This window comes from Flavobacterium sp. RSB2_4_14 (genome assembly GCF_051547085.1).
Taxonomy (GTDB): Bacteria; Bacteroidota; Bacteroidia; order Flavobacteriales; family Flavobacteriaceae; genus Flavobacterium.
This window is the reverse complement of sequence record NZ_JBPTTL010000006.1, coordinates 126,106-141,651: the sequence shown is the minus strand read 5'-3', so window position 1 is coordinate 141,651 and position 15,546 is coordinate 126,106. Positions and strand designations below refer to the sequence as shown.

Annotated in this window: 15 protein-coding genes; 6 read left to right on the top strand and 9 right to left on the bottom strand. The window is 35.8% G+C overall.

Annotation, left to right across the window (positions count from 1 at the left end; genetic code table 11):
* Positions 1–9: 9 nt before the first annotated feature.
* From ACSVH2_RS11495 to ACSVH2_RS11485, 3 genes are all read right to left on the bottom strand, one after another.
* Positions 10–603, bottom strand: a complete 594-nt coding sequence (locus tag ACSVH2_RS11495) for a hypothetical protein (protein WP_438093329.1) — start codon at positions 601–603, stop codon at positions 10–12.
* Between the two features lie 168 nt (positions 604–771).
* Positions 772–1,035: a hypothetical protein gene (locus ACSVH2_RS11490; protein WP_438093328.1), complete on the bottom strand. Its 264-nt coding sequence runs from the start codon at positions 1,033–1,035 to the stop codon at positions 772–774.
* A gap of 10 nt (positions 1,036–1,045) precedes the next feature.
* On the bottom strand, positions 1,046–2,110 hold the full coding sequence (locus tag ACSVH2_RS11485; RefSeq protein ID WP_438093327.1) for a WD40/YVTN/BNR-like repeat-containing protein: 1,065 nt from the start codon (positions 2,108–2,110) through the stop codon (positions 1,046–1,048).
* Positions 2,111–2,402: 292 nt separating this feature from the next.
* On the opposite strand from ACSVH2_RS11485, the gene ACSVH2_RS11480 reads away from it, so the two are divergent.
* Both ACSVH2_RS11480 and ACSVH2_RS11475 read left to right on the top strand, forming a co-directional pair.
* Positions 2,403–5,708, top strand: coding sequence for an amidohydrolase family protein (locus ACSVH2_RS11480; protein ID WP_438093326.1), 3,306 nt, complete (start codon positions 2,403–2,405; stop codon positions 5,706–5,708).
* Between the two features lie 463 nt (positions 5,709–6,171).
* Positions 6,172–6,612: a DUF6799 domain-containing protein gene (locus tag ACSVH2_RS11475; RefSeq protein ID WP_438093325.1), complete on the top strand. Its 441-nt coding sequence runs from the start codon at positions 6,172–6,174 to the stop codon at positions 6,610–6,612.
* A gap of 131 nt (positions 6,613–6,743) precedes the next feature.
* Here ACSVH2_RS11475 and ACSVH2_RS11470 read toward each other — a convergent pair whose 3' ends face one another.
* Positions 6,744–7,142, bottom strand: a complete 399-nt coding sequence (locus tag ACSVH2_RS11470) for a hypothetical protein (RefSeq protein ID WP_438093324.1) — start codon at positions 7,140–7,142, stop codon at positions 6,744–6,746.
* 221 nt (positions 7,143–7,363) lie between these two features.
* Positions 7,364–8,005: a DUF6266 family protein gene (locus ACSVH2_RS11465; protein ID WP_438093323.1), complete on the bottom strand. Its 642-nt coding sequence runs from the start codon at positions 8,003–8,005 to the stop codon at positions 7,364–7,366.
* 898 nt (positions 8,006–8,903) lie between these two features.
* Here ACSVH2_RS11465 and tnpA point away from each other — a divergent pair.
* Positions 8,904–9,365: an IS200/IS605 family transposase gene (gene tnpA / locus ACSVH2_RS11460; RefSeq protein ID WP_438093322.1), complete on the top strand. Its 462-nt coding sequence runs from the start codon at positions 8,904–8,906 to the stop codon at positions 9,363–9,365.
* Between the two features lie 195 nt (positions 9,366–9,560).
* Here tnpA and ygiD read toward each other — a convergent pair whose 3' ends face one another.
* On the bottom strand, positions 9,561–10,391 hold the full coding sequence (gene ygiD, locus ACSVH2_RS11455) for a 4,5-DOPA dioxygenase extradiol (RefSeq protein WP_438093321.1): 831 nt from the start codon (positions 10,389–10,391) through the stop codon (positions 9,561–9,563).
* Positions 10,392–10,647: 256 nt separating this feature from the next.
* Here ygiD and ACSVH2_RS11450 point away from each other — a divergent pair, with 256 nt between their 5' ends.
* Positions 10,648–11,091: a hypothetical protein gene (locus ACSVH2_RS11450; protein ID WP_438093320.1), complete on the top strand. Its 444-nt coding sequence runs from the start codon at positions 10,648–10,650 to the stop codon at positions 11,089–11,091.
* 84 nt (positions 11,092–11,175) lie between these two features.
* Here the strand turns inward: ACSVH2_RS11450 and ACSVH2_RS11445 are convergent, their stop codons facing one another.
* On the bottom strand, positions 11,176–11,463 hold the full coding sequence (locus ACSVH2_RS11445) for a helix-turn-helix domain-containing protein (RefSeq protein ID WP_438093319.1): 288 nt from the start codon (positions 11,461–11,463) through the stop codon (positions 11,176–11,178).
* A 197-nt stretch (positions 11,464–11,660) separates the two neighbouring features.
* On the opposite strand from ACSVH2_RS11445, the gene ACSVH2_RS11440 reads away from it, so the two are divergent.
* Both ACSVH2_RS11440 and ACSVH2_RS11435 read left to right on the top strand, forming a co-directional pair.
* Entirely contained in the window at positions 11,661–11,828 is a 168-nt protein-coding gene (locus ACSVH2_RS11440) for a hypothetical protein (protein ID WP_438093318.1), read from the top strand.
* 138 nt (positions 11,829–11,966) lie between these two features.
* A complete protein-coding gene (locus tag ACSVH2_RS11435) occupies positions 11,967–12,335 on the top strand; it encodes a DUF7670 domain-containing protein (RefSeq protein ID WP_438093317.1) in 369 nt (122 codons plus the stop codon).
* 109 nt (positions 12,336–12,444) lie between these two features.
* Here ACSVH2_RS11435 and ACSVH2_RS11430 read toward each other — a convergent pair whose 3' ends face one another.
* Positions 12,445–13,491, bottom strand: a complete 1,047-nt coding sequence (locus tag ACSVH2_RS11430; protein WP_438093316.1) for an acyltransferase family protein — start codon at positions 13,489–13,491, stop codon at positions 12,445–12,447.
* Between the two features lie 53 nt (positions 13,492–13,544).
* Complete coding sequence (locus ACSVH2_RS11425; RefSeq protein WP_438093315.1) at positions 13,545–15,521, bottom strand: alpha-ketoacid dehydrogenase subunit alpha/beta; 1,977 nt, start codon at positions 15,519–15,521, stop codon at positions 13,545–13,547.
* Positions 15,522–15,546 lie beyond the last annotated feature (25 nt).

Below are 15,546 nucleotides of genomic sequence, written 5' to 3'. Positions count from 1 at the left end.
CGGGATTTTTTAATTCCAAATTCTGAAGTTTAACTTGAATTTTCTTTTTTGAATAAGTGAACGCCAATCTATAAATAACAAAGCACTTAATAATAAAATCCCAATAACTAAACTAAGAAAAGATTGCCATGAAAAGGCGCCTTGAAGCATTTTTTCAGTGTTTTCTGTGCCATATTTTCCAAAAAAAACCAATACTGTATCACTAGTAAATTTGCCCACAAAGAATGCCGGAATAATATATATTGGTCTTAACTTTGCCATACCTGCAGCTATAAACAAAGGTGTTGTTGGTAACGGCAATAAAGAATAAGCAATGATTACCATTTGACTTTTCCATCCTTTTTCTTTCAAAACTTTACCCAAAAACCGAACATCTTCATTCTTATCGGGGTTGAAAATACTCCCAGCAATTCGAGGAATATATAGTGTGAGGACATATCGGCCAAATATAGAACCCGCTACTCCAATTAATATTACCAACCAAACATTTAACTTAAACACTATTTGCATAAATACCATGATGGTAAAAGCTGGAGGAAATGGAAAAGGCACTACATCAAAAATAAAGGCACCTATAAAAACTAAAACGTAATGCCACCACATATATTTATTTTTTAAAACTATTATTTACTCTAAGTTACAAAATAATAATTTGTGAAAAGTAAAAAATTAAAATAGTTATAAAAAAACCTGATAGGGATAAATCACCTATCAGGTCGTATTAATAATTACTCTTTTATAATTTCTAATTTACAAATCGTATAAGCTAAATTATCTATCTCCTAGTCCAACACCTAAACCAAATACTAATGCTACAATTGCTAAGTGAACAAATAACCAAACTTTCTGCCACATTGGTCTCTCTTGCCATGGCTGATTTGGATTGAAAGGGTCGAAAATCAATCCTATTCCTAAACTAGCTGTAGCATCTATATAATCCTTTTTTACAAAAATTTGATACACTGCTAATAGAATAAATAAAACATACAACACTCTGTTAAACGGAGTTATTGATCTTACTTTTTTTGGTTCCATATTTATAGTTTTAAAGTTTAAATACATTCACTCCTATGGCATAACCATAAGTAGTTCCTTGTTCGTCCTTATACAATCTGATTTTATTACAAGCTCTTCCTAAATCTATTTTTTGCCAAGTTAAACCGCCATCAAAAGTTTCAAAACCGCTATTCATAGTGCCTACAAAACCATGATTTTCATCTATAAAAGCTATTCCAAACTCCCGAGCTCCAGCATCTTCTACCAAGTTCAATTCAACCCAAGTGTTTCCTCCGTCTGTGGTTTTTGCCACACGCTGTTGTTTTACATTGGTATCAGGATTATAAGACTGTATGGTTACATAGCCTACTTTGAGTGAAGGAAAGGCAATCTTCCAAGTAGTTTCATATGGTCGAGTAGATTGATAAACCTTTTGCCATGTTTTTCCGCCATCAGCTGTTTTTAATATCAAAGCATTTGATAAAGTGATGTCTTCATTGGTAGCAGCTGCAGCAAAACCTTCATTCTTATTTAACATCTTTATATCAAAGAGCATTTTGCAGTCTTCATTCATACTCTTAGAAGTCCAAGTGGTACCACCATCATGTGACACCATCATGTTGGCTGGTGTACCTACTCTTCCCACGGCAAACAAATGCACTTTGTTATCAATTTTCCCATGGTTGATGTACTGTTCTTTTACTACTTCTATAGCACACAATCCTTTTACATAAGGTCCTTTATAAGCAACAGGTTTCCATGTTTTTCCACCATCTCTGGTGCCATACAACGGAATAGTATCGGTTACATTCGGAAAATAATCGGTGCCTACAGTACCTGCAAAGCCAATATTTTTATCTACAAATGCAATACATCTGAAGAATGTCCCTTTTTGTTCTAGTTGTTTTTCCCATGTAGTTCCTCCATCTGCTGTGTGGAATATCTTGCCATAGCCGTTAACATACCAACCCGTGTTCTTATCAACAAAAGTGATGTCATCTTGTTTTCCAGCATAAGGTTCTGTTGTTAGTTTTTTCCAAGTCATTTCTTGACCAACCGCTGATGCAACGGCTATCATAATTAAAAAAGTGGTTTTGAATACTAGTTTTGTCATAGTGTTGTATTTTAAGTGGTTAATAGCAATACCGTTGTTATACCTATTTATAAATCTTAATATTTTAAATAAAATAATTTCTTTTGTTAACTTTTGAAAACATTAGTAAATCAACTTCTATAAATGTTACATCAATTTTGAAATTACTTTGTTATCAAATGGTTAAGGATATACTTTTTAAAACAAATTCAACTTTAACACTTTGATTTATCTTTTACTTCTCACTAGTTTTTGAAACAGAATCTTTTTATTTATATCTTTATCAACTCTAATTAAAACTCACCATTTTCATATGTACAAAAAAATAATTTATCTACTCGTTTGTCTATTTTCAATTGAAATTTCCAATGCTCAAGAACCTGCTAAAACCGATAAAGAACCACCCAAATGGGATGTAGCCAAACCTGGTGATAGCTTTAACTACAAAACTCACAACTTTACTACTACCGAAGGCACTTGGATGAATCTAGATGTTAGTCCAGATGGTAGTACTATTGTTTTTGATTTATTGGGTGATATCTATAGTTTACCCATAGCTGGTGGCAAAGCCAAAGTGTTGCGTTCGGGAATTCCTTTTGAAATCCAACCGCGTTTTAGTCCCGATGGCAAAAAGATTGCCTTTACGAGCGATGCTGGTGGCGGTGATAACCTTTGGGTAATGAATACCGATGGTAGCAATGCCAAGCAAGTTACCAAAGAAGATTTTAGATTGATGACTAATCCAGCTTGGATGCCCAATGGCAATTATCTAGTAGGAAGAAAGAACTTTACTTCGCAACGTTCTGCTGGTGCTGGAGAAATGTGGCAATACCACATTAGTGGTGGTACAGGCGTGCAACTTACCAAACGTAAAAATGACCAACAAGATGTCAATGAACCTATAATCTCACCTGACGGAAAATATATGTATTACAGCGAAGATATGGCTCCAGGCGGTGTTTTTCAATACAACAAAGATCCTAACAGTCAAATCTATGTCATCTATCGCTACGAATTTGAAACGGGAAAAACAGAAACCGTTACTGGCGGACCAGGTGGTGCGGCTCGACCTCAACTATCGAGAGATGGTAAAAAGCTTGCTTTTATCAAACGCGTAAGAACTAAAACGGTGTTGTACTTACACGATTTAGAAACTGGCGAAGAATGGCCTGTATGCGACAAACTCGATAAAGACCAACAAACCGCATGGGCTATGTTTGGTGTGTATCCCAACTTCAATTGGATGCCTAATAATGAAGACATCATCATCTGGTTTGGAGGGAAAATTCAAAAGTTAAATACCAAAACTTCGGTAGCTACTACTATACCTTTCACAGTTGATGTAGCGATTGACATTGCCGATAGAGTGCATTTTGAAACACAAGTGCCTGATACTGATTTCACGGTAAAGATGATACGCGATGCGGTAACCTCTCCAGATGGAAAGACTCTTGTCTTTAGAGCACTAGGCTATTTATGGAAAAAAGAATTACCTAATGGTACTCCTAAACGATTGACCAACGGAACCGACTTTGAAGCGGAACCGACTTTCACTTCAGATAGTAAAAGTATTTTGTATGTAACCTGGAATGATATAGAACTGGGTAGCATTAGAAAAATAGGGATAGATGGCAAAAATGCTGTAAAACTTACCAATACAAAAGGGATTTACAGAACACCTTCTCTATCACCTGACGGCAAGACTATAGTATATCGAAAAGAAAATGGAAACCTTGACCAAGGGAATGCTTTTACAGTAAAACCAGGTATTTACACCATGAATGCTTCTGGTGGTGCTGGTAAGTTTATAACTCCTGCTGGAGAGTTTCCAATTTTTACTAAAGAAGGCACTCGCATTTTCTACCAAACTGGTGGTGTGTTTTTTGGAAGTTTAACCAAAGAATTAAAAAGTGTGGATTTGAATGGCAAAGACGAACGCACACACATCAAATCAAAATATGCCAACCGATTAGTGCCTAGTCCTGATAACCAATGGATTGCCTTTACCCATCTACACAAAGCCTACGTAGCGCCTTTAAACATGAACGGACAAGAAGTAGATTTAGACAACAAAACTACGGCTGTACCAGTTTCAGAATTGACACAAGACTCGGGTATAAACATTCATTGGAGTGGCAACAGCCAAAAAGTACTTTGGACATTGGGTGATGTTTATTATGCCAATGATATAAAGGATCGTTTTACTTTTTTGCCAGGATCGCCAGAGAAAGTTGAAAAACCAACCAATAGTGGTATTAAAATAGGATTAACATCAAAGGTTGACAAACCAAAAGGGCGATTGGCATTGACCAATGCGCGAATCATCACTATGAGTGGTGATAAAGTGATAGAAAAAGGGACACTTATCATCAATCAAAACCGAATTGAAGCCGTGGGTTCAGCAACAGAAATTGCCATTCCTACTGATGCTAGAGTATATAACTTAGAAGGCAAAACCCTAATGCCTGGTATGGTGGATGCCCATGCACACGTAGGTGCATTCCGTTATGGTTTAACCACACAACAAAACTGGCAATTTTATGCTAACCTTGCCTTTGGAGTTACTACTTTACACGACCCATCATCCAACACTGAATCAATATTTACCCTTTCGGAAATGGTGAAAAGTGGTGCCATTGTAGGACCACGTATCTACTCTACCGGATTTATATTATATGGTGCCGATGGCGATTTTAAAGCAGTAGTTAACAATCTTGACGATGCACGTTCTTCCATTAAACGAACTAAAGCCTTTGGTGCCCTATCGGTGAAAAGCTATAACCAACCGCGTCGTGACCAACGCCAACAAGTACTGCAAGCTGCTCGTGAAGAAGGTATCAATGTAGTTCCCGAAGGTGGTTCTAACTTCTTTCACAATATGACTATGGTGATTGACGGACACACAGGAGTAGAACACAACATTCCTGTAACACCCGTTTATAAAGATGTTTTGGAACTTTGGGGTACTAGCAAAGTAGGATATACGCCTACCCTAATTGTAAATTATGGCGGATTAAATTCAGAATACTATTGGTATCAAAAAACCAACGTTTGGGAAAACAAAAAGCTTTTACAATTTACCCCAAGAGCTATTATTGATTCCCGTTCACGTTACCGCATCATGGCTCCAGAAGAAGATTATCAAAACGACCACATCCTAACTTCTAAAGCCGTAAAATCGTTAGCCGATAAAGGAGTAAAAGTCAATATGGGAGCTCACGGTCAGTTGCAAGGTATGGGAGCACACTGGGAATTGTGGAGTATCAACCAAGGTGGTATGAGCAACCTAGAGAGTTTAAAAACGGCTACTATCAATAGTGCCAACTATATCGGTGCTGGCAAAGACATTGGTTCTTTAGAAGTAGGTAAACTAGCCGATGTATTGGTATTGGACAAAAATCCTTTGGACGACATTCAAAATTCGGCATCACTGCGCTATACCATTGCCAATGGTAGAATGTATAATTCAGAAACCATGAACGAGGAAGGCAACGAACCAAAAAACCGTAAACCTTTCTATTGGGAAAACTCGAAATACAATGCCAACTTCCCTTGGCATGAAGAAAGTGAAAGCTATATGCACCAACAATGCTGTGGCGCTAAACATGCACATAACTAATTTAATAACATTATCCGATAGGTATTAAGAAATTTTCATAGCTTTTTTAACTAATTAAGAACAAAGTTTTTGTAAACAATGAAAGTCGTTTCACTTAATTCGAGAAAACCATAGCTATATGAACCCAAGAATTGGGCTATCTCAATCTTTTTTTCTTTGTGCCTATGTGGTTGCATTTTTTAGGTAATCAATAATTAAAGATTTGGTTAACTAAACCCAACGGATTAACATGATAACTGATACTGAAAACCATTCGCAAAAGCGAGTGGTTTTTTACTTTTAAATAGCACCCATATTCCTCTATTTCCTTTTCATTCTTAAGCAAGTAATAAGATAGAAACCCAGTTAGCTCAACAATTTTTTTGTAAATTTATAGTGCACTATTCAGCAAAATTAATGTGGGCAACAGCAATACTGAAGAACGAGCAACAGCGGCACTGACGGAAATTAAATGATATTGATTATGAAAAAAATTAACAGATTTACATCGGGTTTAGTTACTATAATGGTATTTGCATTTTTTATGACAACAACATCTTCGTATAGTCAAACTCAAACCAAAGCAACATCATCCACAACCTGCTACACGATGAAAGAAGGTAAAATGATGTGTTTGAAAGACGGTAAAATGGGAGCGATGAACAAAGACGTAACCCTAAAAAATGGCACCAAATGCATGAAAAATGGGGAATGCGTTATGAAAGACGGTAAGAAAATGAAAATGAAAGAAGGTGACTGCATCGATATGAGTGGTACTATGTGTGCTGCCAAAGGAAACGGAAAAGGAAAAGGCAATTGTTGTAACAATGAAAGTAAAGGCAAGTATTCCTGTCCTATGCACAAAGAAGTAACTAGCGATAAACCGGGTCAATGTCCGAAATGTAAAATGGATTTGGAAAAATAAAAATAGTTTGTCCTTAATGTAAACCTACATTAGTTAAACCCAAACAGGATTTAAATCTTTGTTTGGGTTAATTTTTATAACTACCTCAAAAAAAAATCCCCAATAGGTCAAAAACATATTGGGGATAATTACTATTTTTTCTTTTTAGAATTCTTTTTCTTTTTAGCTTTAGCCTTGGCTTTCTTTGCTTTTTCTTTTTTCTTTTCCTTTTCTTTTTTGGCTTTCGCTTTTGCCTTATCCTTTGCTTTTTCTTTTTTAGCTTTTTCCTTTTTCTTCTCAGCAGCTTTTTTGGCTTTGGCTTTATCCTTAGCTTTTTTTGCTTTTTCTTTCTCTTTATCCGTCATAGTTGTGGTGTTTTCGTCATTGCTGACTTCTGTTTCATTTGGTGTTTCTTCTGTTGGTGTTTCTTCAATAACTGTTACTGTTACAATATCAATTGTTTCTTCTATAACGGGTGCAGCAGCGGTTGTAGTGTCTGGTTCAGTGACAGGTGTTGCCTTGGCTTTTGCAGGTGTCGTTCGTTTTATCATAATGCTATTTATTTAATATTGTTAATTCAATATTGACTTAGTATTAACAAATGTAGGTTATATATCCAAAATTCAATGTTAAGTTTTACATTTCAACGAAAAGGTAACATTGGAAATCAAATAAATACAAAATAATAACACTATAAAACCTAATAAAACCTGATAGGAAACCAATACCCATCAGGTTTTATTCTGCCTACTTTGATCTTTGAACTACACGCTTAACTCACCACTACACTACCCATATAAATACTGGTAGCGTAGCTTTTTTCATCTTCAGAAGCAAAAGTAATCCAGCTTTGTACCTCTAGCCCATTGAAGAATGTTGGCAATACCACCGTAACAGACTCATCAACACGGGCAGCAGCAGTCAATAAATAATAATACAAACCCGATAGTGGCGCATAAAGCACGACCACGAGTTGGTCAGTTGCTTTCGCTGCACCTTGCCCTGAGTTATTGAGCCAATTGTACTTGACACTGTCACTACCCACGGCAGCCACCGTAGGATTTTGTACCCCAATCAAATCACCTTTACTGATTTGCACCTTGTTGAAGTCAATGATAAAATCAGGGTCAACATAGGTCACCGCTTCTTTAAGATGATACGACATGGCTTGGTTCATTCTGGTTTTATCGCCAGTATTAAGACCGTAATAGCGGGTAATAACTGGTGACATTGGGGTTAAAAATTCACTGACCAAGGTAAACTTTTCGCGTTGCAAAAGTTGTGTATTGGTGGGTAATCGATCGGTTTTAACGGGCAAAGAGCGCATAATGAACTTACCGCGCCAATTGGCTCCTACTACCGTTCCTACTTTCCCTGAAAAAGGGCCTAAAATTCCTTTGTTGTACGTTCCCATAGTTTTTGTGTTTTTTTGGGTTATTACTAAAACGTGTCAGCCCATGAGGTAACTGATTGAAAACAAAGCTATAACAAGCTCACACACTGCACAATAGCTTGAACGGTATTGAACGCTTTTGAACCCAAAGAAACCCTTTTGAACTCACATGACACCTATTGACCCCTAAAACAGTCCTATTTTGATGTTTGTTCGGGTGTTGTTCGGGTATGGGTTGGGTTTTGTTCGGAAAACAGGCCTTTTTTCCGAAGAAGACCCGAAGAAAAGGCGAACAGAAATGGAAAAAATATTCACTTTTGTAGGAAGATTGGAAGGGATTTGGTAGATTAGCGTTAAATAATTAGATTAATTTTTTATTGTGGATAGGGTTAAAATCCTACCCTACAAGACGTGTTTCGTTTAATGGATAGGGTTAAAACCCTACCCTACAAAATGTGCCGAGCCAATGGCTCTGTGCCGTTGTTTTAGTTCCGGAGGAACGGAAGATATTGTAGCAACGGATTTTAATCCGTTGGGGAATATTGTAGAAATAAATAAAAAATATTTGTTTTGCTATACGGATAGGGTTAAAACCCTACCCTACAATATGTGCCGAGCCGATGGCTCTATGCCGTTGTCCAAGTTCCGGAGGAACGGAAAATATTGTAGCAACGGATTTTAATCCGTTGGGGAATATGATATCAAAACGTTTCAATCCGTTGGGGAATAATGCAAAATTCATATAAAGTTCCGTAGGAACAATTCATTTTGTAGTCCTGAGGATTCGGGAGGTTTTAAACCATTGACATAGGAACGATACATTTTGTAGTCCCGAAGATTCGGTAGATTTTAACCAATTAAAAAATAACATACCAAGAAAATTACATTCATAATACAACCATTATAAAAAGAAAATAAAATGGCAAATACCTATCACCAAGTGTACCTACAATTTATTTTTGCGGTTAAATACCGAGAAAGTGTTTTACATAAAGACTGGAGACAAACCATTTTTGGAGTCATTGGCAATTTGATAAACGAAACTGGCTGTAAAACTATTATTGTAAATGGTACAGAAGACCATGTTCATTGTTTCTTAGCACTTAAACCCACAGTATCCATATCAGAATTGATGAAAACTGTAAAAGCCAAATCATCAAAATATATCAATGATAATAAATTGATTTTAGATCGATTTGAATGGCAAGATGGGTATGGTGTTTTCTCATACAGTCATTCCCAAATTGACGCGGTTTATAAATATGTAGCCAATCAAGAACAACATCACGCCAATCAATCCTTTAAAGATGAATATTTGGATTATCTGAATAAATTTGAAATTCCCTACGATGAACGTTATTTGTTTAATGATTTGATTTAATTATTATTTGTGTTTTGTTTTATGGATAGGGTTAAAACCCTACCCTACAAAATGTGCCGAGCCGATGGCTCTATACCGTTGTCCAAGTTCCAGAGGGACGGAAGATATTGTAACAACGGATTTTAATCCGTTGGGGTAAATCATAAATACAGATTTCAATCCGTTGGAGAAAATTGTAAAAATACCTTATAATCTTTAAGCAATTTTTAATGAGGTCATGCTTAGGCTTCCTCCAACCATCTTATCATTAAAAAGGGTGATGCTTTCTCCTTTTTGTTGCAGTCCTAATGCGTAGAGTAAAGGCAAGTAATGTTCGGGTGTTGGAATGGCTAGTTGCAGTGCTTTACCCTGTTTTTCATAGTGCAATAGTGGTTTGTAGTTGCCTTCCAATAGGTATTTATTAATGGTGTCATGAGCTTCTATCGCCCAATCATAGCCATAGTTATCTTTGTCCATATTATAAAAATCTACCAATCTAAGATTATGCACTATGTTGCCACTACCTATAATGAGTACCCCTTTGTGGCGCAAGGCATGTAGCTTTTGTGCCAGTTGGTAATGATACTCTGGCGGTTGCGAGTAATCAATACTGAGTTGAATAACGGGTACATCAGCAAGCGGATATAGGTGTTTTACCACCGACCAAGTACCGTGGTCTAATCCCCAATTGTCGTTAAGCTCTACAGGAATTGGTTGCAACAAGTGTTTGGTCTCTTTGGCGAGTAAAGGACTTCCATGTGCAGGATATTGCACGTCAAAAAGGGCTTGAGGAAAACCACCAAAATCATGTATGGTTGTAGGCAATTCCATGGCGGTTACTTTGGTGCCTTTGGTATACCAGTGAGCAGAAATGCAGAGGATAGCTGTTGGTTTTACACAATCTTTAATACTATTTCTGAACCCTTTTACAAATTGATTTTCCTGAATGGCGTTCATAGGACTTCCGTGACCAAAGAAGAATACCGGCATTCTATCGGTATTAGGAAACGTTTGGGCTATATAGTGTAATTGGTCTAGACTGTTCATCTTGTTGGTTTGCTTACAAGAATAAAGGTATGAAAAAAGTTTGTGGCATTTATCATAGCGTTGAGATGGAAAGAAAATGGTTCGTCAAACTTCTTGGTTGTGCTAGTTCTAGAATAATGGTACACTTGGTTATATAACTTTTCAATCCGTTGGGGAGTACTATAAACAATGCAAAAACCAACATCATTACATTAAAATTATTCGTCATTCATTTAATTTGTATCTTTACAATACCAACCTGTAAAACCATTTTTTTATGAATACTACTGTAAAAAATACGATAGCCGTTGTGTTAGGGCTTGTCATTGGCAGTGCTGTCAATTCACTGTTTATAGCCATAGGACCATCCATAATTCCGCCACCCGAGGGCGCAGATGTTACTACTGTAGAAGGATTAGCGGCTTCGATGCGCTTATTTGAACCACAACATTTTATCTTTCCCTTTCTGGCTCATGCCTTGGGTACCTTTGTGGGCGCATTGGTAGCAGCTGGAATTGCTGCCACACATCGTTTTAAAATTGCTTTGAGTATCGGATTGGTGTTTCTGGTGGGTGGTTTTTATATGGTATTATCTTTGCCTTCACCGGTTTGGTTTTCGATGTTAGACTTGTTTGTAGCTTATATGCCTATGGCGTATATGGCAGGAAAAATAATGGATACGAGAAACGGTAGTTCCAATTCTTTTGGCCCTGTGTTGTAATCCATTTTTCTATACTTTTCAAATAATAAAAACACTAGCAATCAAGTTTCCATCCCTAGCTATTTTAAACAGTTTAGTCGAAGACTAACTTTCATCAAAAAAGTTGGACTGGTCTTGAATTCTTTGTGCTCGTTCAAGAATTTCCTGTGTAATGAGACTTTTTGGATAATAATACCTTTTATGAACCATTACTGGCGTAATGAATTTGTTAACACGCATTCGGTAGAGCGTGCTTTTGCTAATGTTGAGCATTTTCATCACTTGATTGCTTGTCAAAAAAACTTCCTCGGAAGTTGATGGCGTTGTCATTAAGACAATAGTTCGAAGCTCTGTAATAGCTTCCCACAACACTTTGAATTCTTTAGATGTCATAAGCATTTGTTTTAGGTAGATAGTGGGGTATCTAATGTATATGTAGGTAAAATTATATAAATATTTTTTGTTAAACAAAAAAAAATCATATTTTTTTTTCTTAGCTAGTATTTTTAACTTTTGAAGTAACCATTTAGCAATGTGCTGATAACAATTACATTACATATTTTTTGTATCTTTATTAAAAACAAAACGTCATGGAAATCAATTGGTATATCATAGGAGGATTAAGCATTTTAGTTATTGTTTTAGTGGTGTTTTTAATTCAAAAAAACCGAAAGGATGAGCAAGAATTAGAGACCTTTCTTAACAATGAATTTGAGGTAGAGGACAAAGAAGACGATGAAGTGAACAACCCTGTTTAAAACAAACTTTTGGTAGTGTGTGGGCTAAAATTTAAAAGCAAAAAACCTTGCACAAAACGGTAATAGCATGACAATTGTCATACTGTTTTCAAAAGAAATTGAGTAACTTTATTCTGTTAAATTCACAACAATAACAGGATGAGAATAATTAATCATAATACTACTAAAGTTACATGGTTGGCTCGAGTGTTGAGTATCTGTTTTGCGCTTTTTGTGAGTATTTTTGCTTTGGATGTTTTTGAGGAAAATTTAGAATTTTGGGATAAAGCACTCGCGTTTTTAGTGCATTTAACACCAACTTATTTAGTACTTTTAGTTCTTTTTATAGCTTGGTATAAAGAATTATTGGGTGCAATAATTTATTCCATATTAGGTATATTGTACATTATTATCGCATGGGGAAGATTTGATTGGACTGCCTATCTCTTCATTTCTGGTCCTCTTTTTTGTATTGGAACACTCTTTTTTATTAGCTGGAAACAAAATAGAAGAAAGAAATTGAATTAAAATTATCTAAAAACCATCAAAGATATAAGTAATAAAAGTATTTTATTTTTTATTTCAATCTGTAATATTACTATCTTTTATGATTTTTAAGTATTTGATAGTCTATATATTAGATTAACTGTTTTAATCTATTCCGTATAGGTTTTTCAAAATACACATAGCTCATTGCTGCTATAAATATCAATATAGATAAGCGTAATAAAAATGAAAATGTAAAATCAGTTACTTTGTCTATTCCGAAGTATTTATTTAATTTATAATCCGAAATTATACTCCAAACAGGCCATTGATAAATATAAATACCATAACTTATTTCACCTAAGAATATGCATATCTTTTTACTAAAAAAAGCAGCAATTTTTCCAGAACTTATTGCTATAAAATAGATTAAAGGCGCAAATAAAAAAGCTAATAATCCATTGTGATAAGACATGCCAATATTAAATTTAAATACAAATAATAATAGTCCTAAAATCAAAACAATTGGTAACGTAAAATCTTTTGTCTCTTTCTTATAATTATTTACAAAATACAATCCTAGAAGATTTCCAATTAAGAATTGGTTTAAGTGCATAAAAGGTTGATAACTTAGATCTTTAGGAGTGTAATAAAATAGATTAATTACTTGGTTTTGAGTAGTAAAATAAAACAATACTTGGCTTAAAACCCAAAAAACTATTATACAAATTGCAGTTATTTTAAAGTTTACTTTTTTATAAAAGTAGTTAAATACAAAAGGGAATATTAAATAAAAAAAAAGTTCAACTGATAGCGACCAACCCGGGAAATTTATACCTAATGCTTTCCCAGGTATCCATGCTTGTAGCATTAATAAATTTAAGAAAACATCGGTTAAAGAAATCCCCGAAAAAATACTAATCCGAATTAATAAAAAGATAGCAACAAAATAAATGGGATAAATACGTGCTAACCTATTTTTTATATAACTAAAAAAAGGAATGCTTTCTTTTTGATAATAAGCTATTATCATTACAAAACCTGAAAGTATAAAAAAATAACTTACTCCAAGATTAGCTTGCTCAAAAATAAAAGATAGAAAAACATTATTAAAGACATAACTACCTCCTCCAAAATGAAATATAACTATTGAAATTGAAGCTATAAATCTGGTAAAGGTTAATTGGTCAATTTTCATTCTATGATTATTTTGTATTTAAATATTATAAATAAGTATAGATTTTGATAACTTTAATAAGCCAATAAATCTAACAAAGTGCTTTCAAAACGGTCTTTAGGTAAGTATTGGTCTTCAAGTGCTTTTACAAACGGAATAGCGGTTTCAAGACTACCTACTCTGCGCACAGGCGCATCGAGATGTTCGAAACATTGTTCCATAATCATGGCTGAAATATCACTAGACACACTACCAAAAAGCGTGTCTTCTTGCAGTATAATTACTTTATTGGTTTTCTTCACTGAGGCAAAAATAGCGTCAGTATCTAACGGTTGTAAGCTACGTAAGTCAATTAGGTCAGCATTCACTTGAGGATGTTTGGCTAAAGTTTCTAATGCCCAGTGAACTCCAGCACCAAAAGAGATGATAGTGACATCATTTCCTTCTTTCAAAAGTGCCGCTTTGCCAAAAGGTATCGTGTAATAATCAGTTGGTACGTCTTGGTAAACGGAACGATATAGTTGCTTGTGCTCAAAATACATCACCGGATTTGGGTCGTTGATGGCCGTGTTTAATAAGCCTTTGGCATCATAAGGAAAAGCAGGATAGACTACTTTTAGTCCGGGTGTTTTAGTAAACCAAGCTTCATTAGTCTGTGAGTGAAACGGTCCGGCTTGTGTGCCACCACCACATGGCATGCGCACTACTACATCGGCTTTTTCATTCCAACGGTAATGTTGTTTTGCCAAAAGGTTAACAATAGGATTGAAACCAGAAGAAACGAAATCGGCAAATTGCATTTCTACAACTGCTTTGAAACCGTTTATGGATAAACCATTGGCTGCAGATACTATAGCACTTTCACAGATGGGTGTATTGCGAACACGGTCTTTACCAAACTGTTCTACAAAACCATCGGTAATTTTAAATGCGCCACCATACTCCGCTATGTCTTGTCCCATGATAACCAAGTTCTCATGACGTTCCATTGATTGACGTAAAGCATTCGATATAGCATCTACCACACGGATATTCTCTACTGTATCACCATGAGTAATAGCTTCAAATTCATAAGGTTCATACATGTCGGTAAGCTCTTCGGCTAAGTCAGCTACGCACTCTGGTTCGGCTTGTGTAATCGCCCAATGTTCATCGATTTCTGATTTTATAGCCGCTTTTATTTTCTCGTCTTCTTCCTCAGATAAAACGCTAATGCGAAGTAAATACTCTCTATAATTGGCAATTGGGTCTTTGATAGCCCACATATCCATCAACTCTTGTGGGACATATTTAGTACCACTCGCCTCTTCGTGCCCACGCATACGGAAAGTTTTAAACTCCAATAACACTGGTCGAGGATTGGCAACCATTGACGCTTTTAGCTCGGCTATTTTAGTATAAACGTCCAAAATATTATTCCCATCTATGATATGACTTTCCATACCATAACCCACACCTTTATCAGCTAAGTTCTCACAACGGTATTGCTCATTAGTTGGTGTAGACAAACCATAGCCATTATTTTCAATGACAAACAACACAGGCAAATCCCATACGGCAGCTATGTTCAACGCCTCGTGGAAATCACCTTCAGAAGTAGCGCCTTCACCAGTAAATACAGCAGTAACTTTTCCGTTCTTTTTAAGTTTACTGGCTAGTGCAATTCCATCGGCAACACCCATTTGCGGACCGAGATGCGATATCATACCCACAATATTGAACTCTTGCGTACCAAAGTGAAACGAGCGGTCTCTTCCTTTGGTAAAGCCAGTCTTCTTGCCTTGCCATTGCGAAAATAAGCGGTGTAATGGTATGTCTCTTCCGGTAAATACTCCTAAGTTGCGGTGCATCGGTAAAATGTATTCGTCTTTATCCAAGGCAGCAGTAATACCTACGGATATCGCTTCCTGCCCAATGCCAGAAAACCATTTAGACACTTTTCCTTGACGCAATAAGATTAACATCTTCTCTTCTATCAATCTGGGTTTAAGCAGTCTTTTATATAAATCCAATAATTGAATATTGGACAACTCTTTTCTATCGAAATTCATGTTGGTTTGTTGGATTATAAAGTCG

Coding starts and splice junctions, on each gene's coding strand:
- ACSVH2_RS11495 (WP_438093329.1), bottom strand. CDS start 603: ATGTGGTGGCATTACGTTTTAGTTTTTATAGGTGCCTTTATTTTTGAT.
- ACSVH2_RS11490 (WP_438093328.1), bottom strand. CDS start 1,035: ATGGAACCAAAAAAAGTAAGATCAATAACTCCGTTTAACAGAGTGTTG.
- ACSVH2_RS11485 (WP_438093327.1), bottom strand. CDS start 2,110: ATGACAAAACTAGTATTCAAAACCACTTTTTTAATTATGATAGCCGTT.
- ACSVH2_RS11480 (WP_438093326.1), top strand. CDS start 2,403: ATGTACAAAAAAATAATTTATCTACTCGTTTGTCTATTTTCAATTGAA.
- ACSVH2_RS11475 (WP_438093325.1), top strand. CDS start 6,172: ATGAAAAAAATTAACAGATTTACATCGGGTTTAGTTACTATAATGGTA.
- ACSVH2_RS11470 (WP_438093324.1), bottom strand. CDS start 7,142: ATGATAAAACGAACGACACCTGCAAAAGCCAAGGCAACACCTGTCACT.
- ACSVH2_RS11465 (WP_438093323.1), bottom strand. CDS start 8,005: ATGGGAACGTACAACAAAGGAATTTTAGGCCCTTTTTCAGGGAAAGTA.
- tnpA (WP_438093322.1), top strand. CDS start 8,904: ATGGCAAATACCTATCACCAAGTGTACCTACAATTTATTTTTGCGGTT.
- ygiD (WP_438093321.1), bottom strand. CDS start 10,391: ATGAACAGTCTAGACCAATTACACTATATAGCCCAAACGTTTCCTAAT.
- ACSVH2_RS11450 (WP_438093320.1), top strand. CDS start 10,648: ATGAATACTACTGTAAAAAATACGATAGCCGTTGTGTTAGGGCTTGTC.
- ACSVH2_RS11445 (WP_438093319.1), bottom strand. CDS start 11,463: ATGACATCTAAAGAATTCAAAGTGTTGTGGGAAGCTATTACAGAGCTT.
- ACSVH2_RS11440 (WP_438093318.1), top strand. CDS start 11,661: ATGGAAATCAATTGGTATATCATAGGAGGATTAAGCATTTTAGTTATT.
- ACSVH2_RS11435 (WP_438093317.1), top strand. CDS start 11,967: ATGAGAATAATTAATCATAATACTACTAAAGTTACATGGTTGGCTCGA.
- ACSVH2_RS11430 (WP_438093316.1), bottom strand. CDS start 13,491: ATGAAAATTGACCAATTAACCTTTACCAGATTTATAGCTTCAATTTCA.
- ACSVH2_RS11425 (WP_438093315.1), bottom strand. CDS start 15,521: ATGAATTTCGATAGAAAAGAGTTGTCCAATATTCAATTATTGGATTTA.